This window comes from Nocardia asiatica NBRC 100129 (genome assembly GCF_000308415.1).
Taxonomy (GTDB): domain Bacteria; phylum Actinomycetota; class Actinomycetes; order Mycobacteriales; family Mycobacteriaceae; genus Nocardia; species Nocardia asiatica.
Genome location: NZ_BAFS01000142.1, coordinates 1 through 15,347 on the forward strand (window position 1 = coordinate 1; position 15,347 = coordinate 15,347).

Below are 15,347 nucleotides of genomic sequence, written 5' to 3' on the forward strand. Positions count from 1 at the left end.
CCCACCCGGTCCGCGCCCTCCACCAGGCCGAGCACCAGCGCGGCGACCGCGCCGACCAGGGCCGCGGCACCCGGCAGGTCGGGCAGTCGCCCGCCGGCGCCCGGCGGATCGGGCAGCATCCGCGCACCGGCGACCACGGCGATCAGGCCGATCGGTACGTTCACCAGAAACACCCAGCGCCAGCCGATTTCGACGAGCAGGCCGCCCAGCACGGGACCGAGCGCCGCGCCGAGCCCGCCGAAGGCGACCCACAGCCGGACCGCCGCGGCGCGCCGCTGCGGCGGGCTGGCCGCGAGTACCAAGCCGAGCGAGGCGGGCGTGAGCAGCGCGCCGCCCACGGCCTGGACGACGCGGAAAACGACCAGCGACCCGACGTCCCACGCCGTCGCGCACAGCGCCGATCCGGCGACGAACACCAGGAGGCCGAGCAGGAAGGTGGTGCGGATGCTGTGCCGGTCGCCGAGTCGTCCGGCCGGGACCAGCAGGGCGGCGAACACGATCGCGTAGGCGTTGAGCACCCAGGACAGTCCCGAAATCCGCGCCGCGCCGAAATCGGCGGCCAGGTCCGGCAGGGCGACGTTGACGATGAACAGGTCGAGGCTCGACAGCAGCACGCCGATCGAGACGACGGCGAGCACGCCCCGGAAGTCGGCGGCCCGGTTCGGCGTCGTGGCGGGCGAAGGCACGATCGTCTCCGTTTCAGCCGAGCACGCGGCGGGTCTGGCGGGCGGAGGCGAGCAGCCGGCCGCCGCGGTCCCAGATCGAGGTATCGTCCACCGACCAGCCGCCGCCGGTCGACGCGTTCACCGCGCGCACGAGCACCGGCAGGTCACCGGTGGGTTCGGCGTGCAGGTGCATCGACAGCGCCACGGTGGGGATCGCGACGGGCGCGCGCAAGGTGGGGAAGACCGCGGGCGGCAAGGCGTCGGCGAGGATGGCGAGGACCGCCGCATCCGCGGGCATTTCGGGGACGGGCGCGATCCAAGCGCACATCATCCGTTCGCCCGCGCCGCTGAGCGGGAGTGGTCCGGCGGCGGGACGGATGTCGAAATGAGCGCCCACCGGCACGATTTCGGGTGGCAGCGCGAACGGCGCGCAGGATTCGGGAGGGGGAACCCGCGGGGCAGGCGTGCCCGCGTAGTCCTCGACGCCGGTACGCACCATGCGCCCCAGAGTGACCGATGCCGCGGCGATCGGGCTGCCGTCCTGTTCGGCGCGCACCCCCAGCGCGACGGTGCTGCGGCCGACGACGTGCTCGGTCGCGTGGAAGGTCAGCTCGCCGTCCGTGGGCCGGCCCGAGAACCGCAGATCCAGTGCCCGCACCGGCAGCGGCTCGGTCGCCGCCGACCGCGCGACCTCGACGAGCAGAGCCGCGATCACGCCGCCGTGCGGGCCGGTCCACCCCCGCCAGGACGGGTCGACCCGCGCCCGCCAACCGGTCTCGGTGCGGGTGAGCGCGAACTCCGCTACGAGGGTCCGCCCAGTGAGTTGCTTCATGCAACGAACCATAAGGTAGTGAGTTCTGTGAAGCAACTGACTATGCTGGCGGAATGCGCAGGACGAGCTTCGAGGACATGAACTGCTCGCTGGCCCAGTGCCTCGAGGTGGTCGGGGAGTGGTGGACGCTGCTGATCGTGCGCGACGCCCTGTTCGGGGTGACCCGTTTCGACGACTTCCGCGCCCGCCTGGGTATCGCCCGCAACGTGCTCACCCAGCGTCTCGAGCATCTGGTGCGGCACGGAGTGCTGACCAGGGAGCCCTATCAGGACAATCCGGTGCGCTACGACTACCGGCTCACCTCGAAAGGGCGCTCGCTGTGGCTGGTCGTCACCGCGATGCGGCAGTGGGGCGACGAATGGGCCGCGCCGGACGGTCCGCCGGTGCAGACCAGGCACGCCGGTTGCGGACACCTCGCCACCGTCGAACCGGTGTGTTCGGAGTGCGGTGCGCACCTCGCGCCGCGGGACCTGCGCCCGATTCTCGGCCCCGGCGCCAAAGACCCTTCCCTGCTCCCCGCCCGCTGAGGCAGCGGCCGCGCCCGCTCCGCGACCGGTGCCGCACGGCGTTAGGCTGCGGCGGTGGCGGACGGGCGAATGCGGCAGTTGATCGACACGGTGGCGTGGGTGCGCATCGAGCAGGGACGGATCCTCTGCGCCAGACCGCGCGGCAAGGACGTCTTCTACATTCCCGGCGGCAAGCGCGAAGGCGGTGAGACCGATCTGCAGACCCTGCTGCGCGAGATCGAGGAAGAACTCACCGTCGCGCTGCTGCCGGAGACCGCCGCGCACGTCGGTACCTACGAGGCGGTGCACGGCCCAGCGGACGGCGCGGTGGTGCGGATGAGTTGCTACACCGCCGACTACCGCGGCACGCTGACCGCCAGCAGTGAGATCGAGGAAGTCGCGTGGTTCCGCTATGCCGACCGTGCCCTCGTCCCGCCGGTCGACCAGCTGCTGTTCGACGATCTGGTGCACGCGGGCCTGCTGCGGTGAATCGCGGGCCGAACAGCGCTACCGTCGGCGATATGTCGTGGTTTCGGGCACTCCTGCGTTATGCGGCGTACGCGCTGCGCGCACTGCCGCTGGCCGGGCGGCGAATTCCGACCCGGCTGCGCGTGCCGCGGCGAATGCTCGGCGAATCGGTTCTGCCGCGCAAGTTCTCGGCGGCGCGATCGGTGTCGCACTCCGTGCTCAGTGGCGCGGTCGGCCTGCTGAGCTGGTTCTTGGCGTTCCTGGCGGTCGTCGCCGCGTTCCGGGGAATCTGCTATCCGCTCGTCACGGGCGACGACCTCGCCGGCTCCTGGGGCGGACCCACCTTGGCGGGCGCTTGGGCGGTGCACGCGGCGCTCGGCGTCGGCCTGCTGCCGATCTGGCTGCTGATCCTGGCCGGTCTCGGCGCGTTCCAGTTGCGGCTCGTCCGCGGTCTGCTCGGCCGGAACGGGCCGTGGTGGCCCGCTCCGGCCGCGGTGGCGCTGGCCGCGGGCGGCGCGCTGCTGTTGCGCGCGTGGCTGCGGCAGGTGTGAGGCGGGATCGTCGTCCTCGAGGTCGCCTGCCGCTCACCCGCGGGTGTGTCCGGATGTTTCTGCTCGATGTGCGCGGTACTGGGCAACATATTGCTCGAGGGCCCTGTGATCCTGCGAAATCTGTTGAGAAGCAATGTATTCGGGCTCTTGCGTCGAGCGGCCCGCACCGCCGAATATCGCGCTATGGAACCGAGCTTGCGGCTGCTGGTCGCTTCACCGCTGGGTCAGATCATCGCTCCGACGCTGTCGCAGGCTTTTCCGGCATCGAAGGTCCGCGTGGCCGGTGATGGCGAAGCCGTCCGGAGCGAGGTCGTCGGCCGTTTCCGATTCGATGTCGTGATCTGTGATCTGATCTGGAATCACCCGGAGTCGGAGTATCGCTTCGACGGGCTGGACGTCCTCGACCTGCTACGCGACAGCAACCGTCATACCGCGGTTCTGCTCGCGGCTCAGGGCCACAGCATGGAGGGCGACCACCTCGACGAGGCCAGGGATCGGTCAGGGGAGGTCGCCGAATTCTACGACAAATCCTCGGGCGTGCCCGTGCTGCTCGACGCGGTCCGACGGGCGGCCACCGGTGAGTGCACACCCCTGCCGCAGCCAGGGCAGGGGCCACCGTCGTTGTGCACGCTCTTCGGCGACCCGCACGGCCGGACCGCCGCACGGCTCGCCGGCGCGATCGCCGCGGGATCGGCATGGGACTACCCGTCGCTGGCGCGAGCGGCCAAAGTGGGCGGGCACACCGCGAACAAGGCGACGAACGCCTTCATCGGCCCGATAATCCGCGAAAGAGGAGAGTTGCCCGACGATACGCCGCTGACCCAGGGCGCGATATTCCGCTGGTGCGGCGAGCACGCGCACTACCTGATCAGCTGGTGCCGACGCAACGGGCACGCGGATGTGCTCGGCCCCCGATTCGTATGACCCACCCCGCGCCGCGCCGATGACGGCAGTGCGGGGTGCTGCTGTACAATCCCGCGATCGAGGCCGACGAGCGCGGGGTGTCGGCCTCGGAGACGATGCTGTGGTGGGAGTACGCCGTTTTCGTCGCCGGACTCGTGTGTGCGGTGTCGGCGTGCTTCGTCGCGCTGCTGTGGCGGCGGCGATGAGGGCCGGGGTTTCCCCGCGATTCATCCCGCGCACAGTTCGTACCGGGGAACTCCCGGCAGATAGCGCTGCCATTCCGTCGGGGTCAAGGGCATGCTTCCGCTGCGGCACAGATCGGTGGCGACCTGCTCGGCATCGGTGGCCCACAGCCGTACCACCTTGTCCGGCCCCGCCGCGAGCAACAGATCCCCGCGTAGACCGTAGACGGCGTCGTTGACTCTGCCGGTGTAGGCGCTGAGCACAGCGGACCGTCGCGGCCGGCGGGGATCGGAGATGTCCCACATCCAGATTCCGTTGTCGCTGGCGCCGCCGACCAGGCGCGTGCCGTCCGGACTGAAGTTGACGCTGATGATCGCGTCGGCGGCGCCGGCGAGCGTGGACAGCGGTCGCGGCGCTGCGGGTTCGGAGACGTCGAAGAGCTGCACGGTGTGGTCCATGCTGCCCGCGGCGAGGACCCCGGCGGCGGGACTGAAGGCGACGGAGGTCAGGTCGTTGGTGAACCCGGACAGCTTCGGCAGCTCTACCGGGCGAGTGCGATCGCGAAGGTCCCAGCGGCGCACCGACTCGTCGGAGGTGGCGACCGCGAGGTTCGCTCCCGCGCTGTCGATGGCCACGATGCCGGGCAGCCCCGGCCCCGCGTCGAGTTCGGCCAGCCGCCGCGGCGCGCCGGGTTCAATGGTGTCCCATACGGTCACCACGGGATCGTCCTGGCCCGCGACCACCAGCATCGTGCCGTCCGGGGAATACGTCAGGCTGGCGACGATGCCGTTGACGGCGGCTATCGTCGATCGCAGACGGGGGCGCCACGGATCGCGAATGTCCCAGAGCAGGACGCGACCGCTCCTGGTAGCGACCGCGGCCGAGGCGCCGTCCAGCGAGAGCGACACCGCGCCGCAGGTCTTCTCGTCCGGCCCCACGTGGAGGGCCGGGTACTCGACAGGGGCAGCCGGGTCACGGACGTTCCACAGGTGGGCGCTGCCGTCGCCGGCCCCCGCGCCCACCAGCACGAGTTCACCGCTGCGATCGATCGGCGTCTGGTAGACGACGCTCTGGGCGCCGCGCAGAATCGGGCCGGGCAGCGGCCAGATCCGGACCGCGCCGTCCAGGCCACCGGTGATCACCGCACGACCGTCCAAGGCGAATCGAACCGAGACCACGATAACCGGATTGGGCAGCTCCATCTCCAACTGTCCCGAGTCCAGCCGCCATACCCTGGTCTTGTTGTCCGAGCTGCCCGCGGCCAGCCGGTCGCCGTCCGGACTGAACGCCACATCGTTGACGTAGCTGGTGAATCCGCGCAGCGGCGGTTGCGCGGCCGGGCGCGCCGGATCGCGCACATCCCAGCGGCGAACTTCGTTGGCTCGGCCGGGTGCGGCCAGAACGGTGCCGTCCGGGCCGAATCTCAGTGCGTGCGCCTGCGCCGTCGACCCATCGGGAGCGACGTCGGCCAGCAGCGGCGGCGTTGCGCCACTGCCGGCCCAAATACGCAGGGAGCCCGCGAGTCCGGCAGCGGCGATGAGCCGGCCGTCCGGGCTGAACGCGACCACCGGCGCACCCGCGGGAAGCTCGAGCGCGTCCAGCGGCGCCGGGGCACGAGGATCGGTGATGTCCCAGCGGGCGATCACAGACGCGGCAGTGCCCGCGGCGAGCGAGCGCCCGTCGGCACTCACGGCGAGGTTGCGGTACACCGCTGCCGCGCCACCCAGGGGGGACCGGAGTTGCGGGGCGGCGGGATCGCTGAGATCCCAGATATCGATGTGGTCGTTGAACGAGGCGGCCAGCAGTGACCCGTCCGCGGTCATCGCGATCGCGCCGAGTACGTCGCCGGTCTTCGCCGCGGTGATGTGACCGGCCCGCGCCGTGCCGCCGGGGGTGAGACGCAGGATGTCGATCGAGGAGTCGCTTCTGCCGATGGCGAGTACGCCGCCCGCCTCGTCGGTCGCGACGAGCGCGCCGCCGTCGGGGCCGAGCAGACGGTTCGGGGTGTGCACCGCGGAGCTGTCCAGCAGTGCCGAACGCGCCTCGAGGGTCGGCTCCAGCCGGAACGCGGCGAGCGCGAGCTGCGCCGACAGGGCGGGGTCCGTGCCGCGCAGGCGTTCCGCCTGCGCGGCGATCTGCCGTGACATCGCCTCGTCCCGCGCCTGCGCGGCATTGGAGCGCGCGACCAGCGCCACGACGGTCAGCACGATCGCGGCGACCAGCGCGATCGCCAAACCGACCACCATCTCCTGCAGGATGCGGGTGCGGCGACGTTCCCGTGCGCGCACCTCGGCCTCGTGCGCCACGCTCGCGGCGATGTACTCGCGCTCGCTCTGGTTGAGATCGCGATCGTGGCCGTCGGTGCTCGCCCAGTCCTGCACGAATTCCAGCCTGGCCGGGCCCAATAGCAGGCTGGGGTCGTGGTCGTTGTCGAGCCAGACGTGCGTGGCCTCGGTCAACCGGCGGTGCACCGCGAGGGTTTCGCGATCCTGGTTCACCCATCGGGTCATCCGCGACCACGCGCCCACCAGCGCCTCGTGGGTGATCTCGACGGTTTCCTCCTCGACCGTCAGCAGGCGGTGCGTGGCGAACCGCTCGATCACCACGTTGACATCCGACACCGAGTCGTCGTCGAAGAACAGCTCCGGGCGCTGTACCCGCCGCCGGGTGACCGCCTCCTCGTCGACGTTGAGCAGCCGCAGGAAGGTACGGCGCGCGATCTGCCGTTGCGGCTCGGTGAGACCGCGGAACACCGTCTCGGCGGTCTGCTCGACCGCCCCCGCGATGCCGCCGACCGCGTTGTAGTCCGCCACCGTCATCCGCCGGCGGGTGGAGCGCTGCCAGGTCTCGAGCAGCGCGTGCGACAGCAACGGAAGCGCGCCGGTGTCATGGGCGGCTGTGGATCCGCGCGGCGCGAGTTCGACCACGAGCAGTTGGACGAGCTCGTCTTCGACCGTCCAATTTGCTTTGCGGGCCGGTTCGACGATCGCCTCCCGCAACGCGTCCTTGCTGAGCGGGCCGACCAGCACCGACTGGTGGGCCAGCGCGTCGTGCAGGGCCGGGTGCTCGGCCGCGTGGTGGTAGAAGTCGGCTCGTAGCCCGAGAACGTAGACCCGCTCCGGTACCGCGGTGGCGAGCGCGGCGAGGAATTCGGCTCGCTCGGCAGGGTCGGGGCACAACGTCCAGGTTTCTTCGAACTGATCGATGATCACGACCTCCGCCGCGGGCGCCGCCGCGAGTGCCCGGGCAGGATGGGCGCCGGGTGTGCACACCGACACCGTGCCGCCCGCCTCCCGCAGCGCGGGCAGCAGTCCGGCCCGCAACAGCGACGACTTCCCGGAGCCCGAAGCGCCGATCACGACGAGAATCCGTGCCGGCGACCCGGGCAGCGCCGCGATGCGCTGGCGCAGCTCCTGCGTCAATTCCGTGCGCCCGAACAGCCATTCGGCGTCGTCCGGTTGAAAGGCCTCCAGGCCGAGGTAGGGGATCGGGCCCTGGTGGCGTTTGCGGCCGGTGGTGGGGCGGACCTGTCGGACGGCGGCCAGCCACCGCTGCTGGGCCTGCGCGTCCTCGACGCCGCACGCGGCGAGCACGTCACGGAACATCCGCTCGTTCTGCTCGGTGGGCACATGATGACCGGCGAACCATCCGCTAACCGTGCCGTGCAGACATCCCGAGCGTTCGACCACCTGCCGGACGGTGAGCCCCGCCTCGGTGCGCAGGCGCCGGAAAGCGACGGCGAATTCCTCCCGATTGGAGACCGACAGCGGATCCGGCCCCACCGCTCCCCCCTGTGCCATGGGGGCGATTCTATCGGCCGCACGGTGCCGGCGCCGCGTGTCGTACGGACCTTGTATTGACTACTTTCTGCCGTGTCCACGCAGTTCAGACGATCTTCTCAGCCCGCTGACCGCCGACGCCGACCGTGGCGAGCGAGGCGGCGGGTGGGAAGGAATCAACGAAAATGTCCACTCCACTGTTGGTACCCGTCGACTCCGCCGCCGGCTTCGACCGGGCACTGGATGTCTTTCACCGCGCGGCGCACCACGTGCCCGCCTACGGCGCTTTCCTCGCACAGCACGGGATCGACCCGGCAAACATCCGGACGGTGGCGGATTTCGCCACCGTGCCGCCGATGACGAAGGAGAACTACCTGCGCCACTACCCGCTGGAGACGCTGCTGTGGCACGGGGACGTCACCCAGGCGGGCACCTGGTCGTGCAGTTCCGGATCCTCCGGCCGGCCGAGCTATTGGCCGCGCGACCTCGTCGCCCACGAGGAGGCGATCGAGCTCTACAGCCGAATGTTCCGCAGGCACTTCCGGACTCATCGGCGCTCGACGCTGCTGGTGATCTGCTTCGCCATGGGCAATTGGATCGGCGGCACCTACACCTACACGGCGGCGCTGGCGTTGCGCGGCCGTGGGCACAAACTGTCGGTCATCACGCCGGGCATCGAACTCGAGACGATCCTGGCGAATATCGCCGAGTTGGGGCCGCGCTACGACCAGATCGTCATCGCCGGATATCCGCCGTTCGTCAAGGACGTGCTCGACCACGCGCCCGAGCAGGTCCTCCGGCAGGATCTGCGCGTGCTGCTGGCGGGCGAGGCCATCACCGAGCAGTGGCGCGACTACGTGCTCGAACGGATCGGCAAAGCCGGCCGCCCCGAGGACATCTGCGCCGTCTACGGCACCGCCGACGCGGGCATCATGGGATGCGAGACCCCGACCACCATCGCGGTCCGGCGAGCGGCGCAGCGCGATCCGGGCCTGCGGGAAGCGTTGTTCGGCGCCGGGCAGCACCAGCCCACCTTCGTGGAGTACGACGCCGACTTGCGATTCACCGAGGTGGACGCCGAGGGACGATTCCTGTTCTCCGCGGACACGGCGCTTCCCCTGGTGCGCTATCGGGTCAACGACGTCGGAGCGGTGATCTCCGCCGCCCGTCTCGCGGAGACGCTGCGCGAGCACGGCCACCGGTTGCCGGTGGTCACCTCGACGGACTCCTGCGGCTTCCTGGCGTTGTACCGGCGAACCGATGTCGCGGCGTCGTTCTACGCGCTCGAGATCTATCCGGAGAACATTCGCGCCGCCCTGGAGGACCCGGTGGTCACCCGTACGGTGAGCGGCAAGTTCGTGCTGGCGGTCGAACACGACGACCGATTCGAGCAGACCCTGCGCTTGCGGGTGGAGCTGCGCGAGGGCGTCTGCCCGGCAAGCGGGTTCGGGACGATGCTGCGGGCCGGAGTCACCGAGGCGCTGCTGCGCACCAATGACGAGTACCGCCGCCTGCACGCGACGCTGGGCGCCGCTGCCGAACCGGTGGTCAGTCTGCATCGCTTCGGCAGCGCGGGCTTCGAGGCCGGTATCAAGCACCGCTGGACGCAGGTGCGGGCATGATCGAGATCTTGCATCCGGTCGCCGACCGCGGGCGCATCGCCGAATTGCTCGCGCCCCGGTCGGGATACCGTTTCGTCGATTGCTGGACCAGCGCACTGCGGGAACTGGCCGTCATCGATCGCCCCGAGTTCGCGGCCGGGACCGCGGCGGCCGGACGCGCCCTGGAAAGCTATATGGCGTCCGCGCTGCATGACGGTTCGATCGAGCGGATCAGCCGCTTCGTCGTCTATCCGTGGCGCGCAACAGTCGTCAAACTGCCTGATGCGGAGCATTTCTGGCGGCTTCGCACCGCACGCAACCGGCACTTGCTCACCGGCGCCGAACAGGAGGCGTGGGCGCGGGCCTTGATCGGTGTCGCGGGGCTGAGCGTCGGCGCTTCGGCATTGGCGGTGTGCGCGCTGACCGGCGCTCGCCGTTTCCGACTCGCCGAGCGCGACAGCCTCGGATGCAGCAATCTGAACCGGCTGCAGGGGTCGGTGTGCGACGTGGGCGAGCCGAAACTCACCCTCGCGCGACGCCGCACCTTGGAGCTGGACCCGTACTGCGAGATCACCGGCTTCCCGGCCGGCTACCAGCCCGAGACGGCCGCGCCGTATCTCGGAGCGCCGGGCCCGGGGGAGCGGCTGTCGGTGGTGATCGAGGAGATGGACGACTTCGCGATGAAGGTGGACATCCGGCGCCGGGCCCGTGCGGCGGGAATCCCGGTGCTGATGGTGACCGATCACGGCGACAACGCTTTCCTGGACGTGGAACGCTACGATCTTCAGCCGGACTACCCGCTGTTCCACGGGAAGGCCGGCGACCTGACGGAACTGTCGGCCGACGACCTGCGTGATCCGCGCCGCCGGATCGAGCTGGCCGTGGCGATCGTCGGCACCGGGATCACCCCGCGAACGCGCTATTCGCTCACCCAGGTAGGGCGCAGCCTGGCTTCTTGGCCGCAGCTGGGGACCGCGGTGTCGCTGGCCGGGGCGTTGGCCGCGGTGGCTGCGAGAGCGATCGTCTGCGGCAAGAAATTGCCGTCCGGGAGATACCGCCTGGATCTGGACCACTCGCTGTTCGGCGCCCAGGATCCGGCCCGGCACGGCTGGAACGAGATTGGGGAGGAAGAGTTCCTGGCCGAACTCGGGTTCGGCTAGCGGCGCTCAGCGGTCGGTCGCCGGTTCGTCCGGCGACCGATACATCGGCCGTAGGACGTCGGCGTGACCGTTCCTGCGGCACCAACTGGTCAGGTACCGGGCGTGCAGGCCGCACCACCGGTAGACGGCGCCCAAGGTCATCGGCAGTCCGGTTTCGTGCTCGCCGCGCTGCACGATGATCGGACCGAGATAGGTGCTGGTCACCTTGTTCGCGGTGTTCACGCCGACCCGTGCCGCACGCGCCAGGGACGGCGCGTCCGAAGCGCGGCCCGCGGCGATCGCTCCCGCGAGCCGTCCCGCCGTGGAGCCGCGCTGACCGCTGAAGAAGGAATAGAGCGGAGTGCTGGAAGCCGGCGCGGCATCGACGCCCGCCTTCGCGCCGACAGCGGCGGCCTGGATGGCCGAGAGCAGGGCTTCGACGCCGGAGGATTTCGCGTAGACACCGGCGACCTCGGGACGCAAGCGTGCTTCGTCCAGCAAGTCCTGCTCCATGCTGTGGCCCTGGGTCGCCATCAGGACCGGCGCCAGCCGGTTGACTTTCGCCAGCATGTTCACGACATCGAGACCGTCGAAGGAGAATTCCAATGCCGGATTGTTCCAGACCAGGTCGGCCACCACGACATCGAAAACGAAGGTCGCGGTGATCGCCTCCTGCACCGAGCGCCGGTCCGGCGCGACGATCACCACCGCGTCCTGCAACGCCTGCGTCAGAGCAGGAGCGATGACCTTCCCGAGTGGCGAGGCGACCAGAATCCTCATCCCCGTTCCCATGCGCCAATCTTCATATGGCACAGGATGTTCGGGCAAGCGGATCGGACAGCACACCGAAAGGTCTGCCCGTGCAGGCAATTAGGCGACCGCCCGGTTCGAATCAGGTGGTCGCGTGTGCCCGCTGCGCCCGCTGGATGAGGTGCTCGACGAGAGTGAGCAGGACGTCTTTGCAAGACCCGCGGTCGCGGGCGTCGCAGAGCATGACGGGGGTGACCGAGTCGAGGTCGAGGGCGTCGCGTACTTCGTCGATGGTGTAGCGGGGCGCGCCGTCGAAGCAGTTGACTCCGACCATGAACGGCAGGCCGCGCCGTTCGAAGAAGTCCACGGCGGCGAAGGAATTGCCCAGCCTGCGCGTGTCGGCGAGAACGACGGCGCCGAGCGCGCCGCGCGCCAGTTCGTCCCACAGGAACCAGAACCGGTCCTGGCCGGGCGTGCCGAACAGGTAGAGCACCAGGTCGCGGTCGATGGTGAGCCTGCCGAAGTCCAGCGCGACCGTGGTCGTGGACTTCTGCTCGACACCGGACAGGTCGTCGATGCCGGTGCTGACCTCGGTGATCAGCTCCTCGGTGCGCAGTGGCGCGACTTCGCTGATCGCCGAGACCATCGTGGTCTTGCCGACGCCGAACCCGCCGGCGACGAGGATCTTGACCGACGCGGCCAGCTGCGGTGTGCCGCTGGGGTCAAAGTTTTCGGATTCCATCCAGTACCGCTCGCAATATGTTGAGGTCATCGGGTCCGGCCTCCGTCGGAACGGGAGCGCGGAAAATCAGTTGCCCGTCGCCGATCAGGTCACCGACGAGGATCTTCGTCACCGCCAGCGGCAAACGCAACTGTGCGGAGAGTTCGGCGACGGTCTGCGAAACCCGGCACAGCCGAAGGATATCGGTGTACTCGGGTTCGCTGCGCCGCAGGGTGGGCGCCGACGTGTCGGCGATCACGGTGGTGAGCATATCCAGTTCGGGCCCGGTGAAGCTGGTGCGCCCGCGCGTGAGCGCGTACGGACGTACCAGCGGGCCTGCCGCCTCGTCGAACCAGGGCTCACGCGGGTTGGTCATGGCCGGTTCTGCTCGACCTGTCCGACGAGGTCTTGGCGCGGGGTGGTGGACAGGTAGCTGCCGACGCGCTGGACGGTCAGATTCATCTCGTAGGCCACCATGCCGAGGTTGGCGGACTCGGCGGCTTGCAGGGCCAGGCAGGCGTTGTCGCCCGCGGAGGTCACGAACAGCACCGCGCGGTCCAGCTCGATGACCGCCTGCCGGACACCGCCGCCGTCGAAACGGTTGCCCGCACTGCGCGCCAATCCGTAGAGCGCCGAGGACATCGCGCCGAAGTGTTCGGCGTCCTCCCGGCTCATGCTGCTGGACCGGCCGAGTAGTAGCCCGTCGGTGGACAGCACCACCGCGTGGCGCACGCCGGCCAGCCGGTCGACGAGATCGTCGAGCAGCCAATTCAGATCACCTGCGGGAGAAGCGGACACCCCTAGCCTTCCTGTTCGTCGGGGATGATGGCGCGGCGGCCCTGCCTGGTCCCGTTCTCGATGGCGGACATCAGATCACGGGCCTGTTCGGCGGAACGCGCCGACTGCGCGGAGGCGGCCTGTTCCTGGACCGGCTGCGCCAATTGCGGTGCGAGATTGGCCTGTCGATTGCGCCGGGGCAACGCGGGGCGGCCGTCCGCGCTCGCGTGCGCCGGGGCCTCGGTGTACGGCCGAGGCGCGTAGCGCGGCGCGGCGGGGTCGGCCGCCAGCGTGGCGACCGGAGACGCGGCGGTCTGCGTGGCGTCCGCGGTCGCGGTGGCGGGTGTGGCGATGAGGCTGCGGCGACGGCCGGGATCGGTGAGCTCCGACGGTGTCTGCGGCGCGGCGGTGTCGCCCGCGATGAGCGCGGAGGGGACCAGCACGATGGCCTTGATGCCGCCGTAGTCGGATTCGGACAGTCGTACCGAGATGCCGTGCCGCGCGGCCAGCTGCGCGACCACGAACAGCCCGAGCCGGGAGTCGGCCGACAGCGCGGCCACCCCGAAATCCGGTGGATTGCGCAGCGATTCGTTCATCTTGGCCAGGTCCTCGCCGGACATGCCCATGCCCTGGTCGCCGATCTCGACCACGATGCCCTTGCCGACCACGTTGCCGGTCACCTCGACCCGCGACTGCGGCGGGGAGAAGGAGGTCGCGTTGTCCACCAGCTCGGCGAGCAGGTGAATGAGGTCGGCGACCACCGTGCCGAGCACGTGGACCTCGGGCAACCGGGCCACGCGGACCCTGGCGTAGTCGAGGGTCTCGCCGACGGCGCTGCGCACCAGATCGACCAGGGGGACCGGATTGCGCCACTGCCTGCCCGGCTTGCCGCCGCCGAGGATGGTGAGGTTCTCCGCGTTGCGGCGCTCCCGGGTGGCGAGGTGGTCGAGACGGAAGAGGGTGTCGAGCAGGATCGGGTCCTCCTGCCGCTGTTCGGCTTCATCGAGGATCTCCAGCTGCCGGTGCACCACGATCTGGCTGCGATGGGCGATGTTCAGGAACACCGCCTTCACGCCTTCCCTGGTCCTGGCTTCGGCCACCGCCGCGGATACGGCGGCGGAATGCGCGTGCTGGAACGCCTTGGCCACCTGGCCGATCTCGTCGCGGCCGTAGTCCAGGTTCGGGGATTCGGCGGCGGGATCGATGGCTTCGCCGTCGCGCAGCCTGCGCATCATGTCGGGCAGTCGCTCGTCGGCCAGCGCGAGCGTCTGGCCGCGCAGCCGCTTCAACCGGCGGATGACCCGGTTGGCGATGACCACCGCGATGAGGAACGCCAGCACGCTGACCACGAGTACGCCGCCGCCCGCGAAGGCGGACCTGGTCGCGGCCGCGGCGGCCTTGTCCTCGGCGAGTTTCTGCGAGGCGCGGTTGTGCGTTGTCCAGGCATCGATCAGACCGCGGTTGACTTCGGCGGCGGCGCTGTGCCATTCCTGCGTGCTCAGCGGCAACGACACCGCGGCCGCGGCACGCGCAGATGCACTCGTGCCGCTCGGCGACGCGGCCTGTGCGGGCGTCATGGCGCGCTGGGCGATGGCGTTCTCCATCGCGGTGAGCTGCTGCCAGGACGGGCTCGCGACCAGTGCCTGCAGGTGGCGCTGCTCCGTGCCTTCCAGTTCCGCGCCGAGGGCGGCGATCTCGGCGTGATAGAAGCCGATCTGGCGGATGTACTCCTCGGCGGGGATGGGTGGCGCGGTCGCGCCGTCGACGTACAGGCCACCCAGCGCGTTGCTGCGCGCCATCGCCTCGGTGGCGTTGAACAAGCGCATGCCGACGGCGATCCGGACGCCGATCTCGGTGTACGGGGCGGTCTGCTCGGCGACTTTGGTGCCCGCGGAGATCACGTCGAGCAGGCGGTTGAAGAACATGTACGCGTCCGCGGGCGGCAGCGCGGCGGCGTCGACGCCCGAGCGCACCGCGGTCATGTTCTGCGTCAGCGTGGTGAAGTTGGCGACGTTGTCGCCGAGCTTGGAGTCGTCGACGTCGCGAATGCCCTCGGAAGCCTGGATCAGGCCGCGCAGCGCCTCGTCCAAACGCGTCCGCGTGGCGCCGAGCGCGGGCGCCGCGGTGGTGTCGCCGGACAGCAGCGCGAGCGTCAGGTGGCGCTCCTGCTGGACCGCCTCCATCATTTCCCTGGTCGACGGGATGGCCTTTTGGTTCTCCGCGGCCCAATCCTTGGCTTTGGTTCCCTCCGCCACCAGGTAGCTCGCAGCGCCCACGCCGACGACCAGCAGAGTCAGGCTCGGAATGAGCGCGATCGCCAGAATCCGGGTTCGGACTCCGAGCCTCGCTCTGAACATCGGCACAACGTAAACCACGAACCCGGCCATCCGATGATCCTGTCCCGGTCAGCGGGACTCGATTTGACTTATAACGTGTTCTTGTGAAATCGCGATTACCGGCCGAAATTTATTG

15 protein-coding genes are annotated in these 15,347 nt (G+C 69.8%); 7 read left to right on the forward strand and 8 right to left on the reverse strand.

The annotated features are described in order from the left end of the window. Positions 1–686 (reverse strand): MFS transporter (locus ON27_RS13435; protein ID WP_245559935.1); only part of this gene is annotated, 686 nt, incomplete at its 3' end. Between the two features lie 13 nt (positions 687–699). After that, positions 700–1,497, reverse strand: a complete 798-nt coding sequence (locus tag ON27_RS13440) for an acyl-CoA thioesterase (RefSeq protein ID WP_043725537.1) — start codon at positions 1,495–1,497, stop codon at positions 700–702. A gap of 53 nt (positions 1,498–1,550) precedes the next feature. On the opposite strand from ON27_RS13440, the gene ON27_RS13445 reads away from it, so the two are divergent. The 5 genes from ON27_RS13445 to ON27_RS42855 all read left to right on the forward strand — a co-directional run bounded on the left by ON27_RS13445 (position 1,551) and on the right by ON27_RS42855 (position 4,131). After that, entirely contained in the window at positions 1,551–2,024 is a 474-nt protein-coding gene (locus ON27_RS13445) for a winged helix-turn-helix transcriptional regulator (protein ID WP_043725554.1), read from the forward strand. 54 nt (positions 2,025–2,078) lie between these two features. Then, the gene (locus ON27_RS13450; protein ID WP_218002988.1) at positions 2,079–2,492 is read left to right on the forward strand and encodes an NUDIX hydrolase; all 414 of its coding nucleotides are present in this window, start codon (positions 2,079–2,081) and stop codon (positions 2,490–2,492) included. Between the two features lie 32 nt (positions 2,493–2,524). Further along, entirely contained in the window at positions 2,525–3,022 is a 498-nt protein-coding gene (locus ON27_RS13455) for a hypothetical protein (protein WP_043725628.1), read from the forward strand. A gap of 183 nt (positions 3,023–3,205) precedes the next feature. Then, on the forward strand, positions 3,206–3,946 hold the full coding sequence (locus tag ON27_RS13460) for an MSMEG_1198 family transcriptional regulator (RefSeq protein ID WP_043725558.1): 741 nt from the start codon (positions 3,206–3,208) through the stop codon (positions 3,944–3,946). Positions 3,947–3,981: 35 nt separating this feature from the next. Then, positions 3,982–4,131, forward strand: a complete 150-nt coding sequence (locus ON27_RS42855) for a hypothetical protein (RefSeq protein WP_157227174.1) — start codon at positions 3,982–3,984, stop codon at positions 4,129–4,131. A 21-nt stretch (positions 4,132–4,152) separates the two neighbouring features. Here ON27_RS42855 and ON27_RS13465 read toward each other — a convergent pair whose 3' ends face one another. Beyond that, entirely contained in the window at positions 4,153–7,908 is a 3,756-nt protein-coding gene (locus tag ON27_RS13465) for an nSTAND1 domain-containing NTPase (RefSeq protein WP_043725561.1), read from the reverse strand. Between the two features lie 164 nt (positions 7,909–8,072). On the opposite strand from ON27_RS13465, the gene ON27_RS13470 reads away from it, so the two are divergent. Continuing rightward, complete coding sequence (locus ON27_RS13470) at positions 8,073–9,509, forward strand: phenylacetate--CoA ligase family protein (RefSeq protein ID WP_043725563.1); 1,437 nt, start codon at positions 8,073–8,075, stop codon at positions 9,507–9,509. Then, the gene (locus ON27_RS13475; protein ID WP_043725568.1) at positions 9,506–10,648 is read left to right on the forward strand and encodes a ThiF family adenylyltransferase; all 1,143 of its coding nucleotides are present in this window, start codon (positions 9,506–9,508) and stop codon (positions 10,646–10,648) included. The genes ON27_RS13470 and ON27_RS13475 overlap by 4 nt, the downstream gene beginning before the upstream one ends. 6 nt (positions 10,649–10,654) lie before the next feature. Here ON27_RS13475 and ON27_RS13480 read toward each other — a convergent pair whose 3' ends face one another. From ON27_RS13480 to ON27_RS13500, 5 genes are all read right to left on the reverse strand, one after another. After that, positions 10,655–11,419, reverse strand: a complete 765-nt coding sequence (locus ON27_RS13480; protein WP_043725573.1) for an MSMEG_1198 family transcriptional regulator — start codon at positions 11,417–11,419, stop codon at positions 10,655–10,657. Between the two features lie 100 nt (positions 11,420–11,519). After that, positions 11,520–12,119 carry a GTP-binding protein gene (locus ON27_RS13485; protein WP_043725577.1) on the reverse strand — a complete coding sequence of 200 codons (600 nt, stop codon included), beginning with the start codon at positions 12,117–12,119 and terminating at the stop codon, positions 11,520–11,522. Next, positions 12,100–12,474: a DUF742 domain-containing protein gene (locus ON27_RS13490; protein ID WP_043725589.1), complete on the reverse strand. Its 375-nt coding sequence runs from the start codon at positions 12,472–12,474 to the stop codon at positions 12,100–12,102. Before ON27_RS13490 ends, ON27_RS13485 begins: the two co-directional genes overlap by 20 nt. Continuing rightward, a complete protein-coding gene (locus ON27_RS13495) occupies positions 12,471–12,896 on the reverse strand; it encodes a roadblock/LC7 domain-containing protein (protein ID WP_043725590.1) in 426 nt (141 codons plus the stop codon). Before ON27_RS13495 ends, ON27_RS13490 begins: the two co-directional genes overlap by 4 nt. Positions 12,897–12,898: 2 nt before the next feature. Next, complete coding sequence (locus tag ON27_RS13500) at positions 12,899–15,232, reverse strand: sensor histidine kinase (protein ID WP_043725630.1); 2,334 nt, start codon at positions 15,230–15,232, stop codon at positions 12,899–12,901. Between the last annotated feature and the right edge of the window lie 115 nt (positions 15,233–15,347).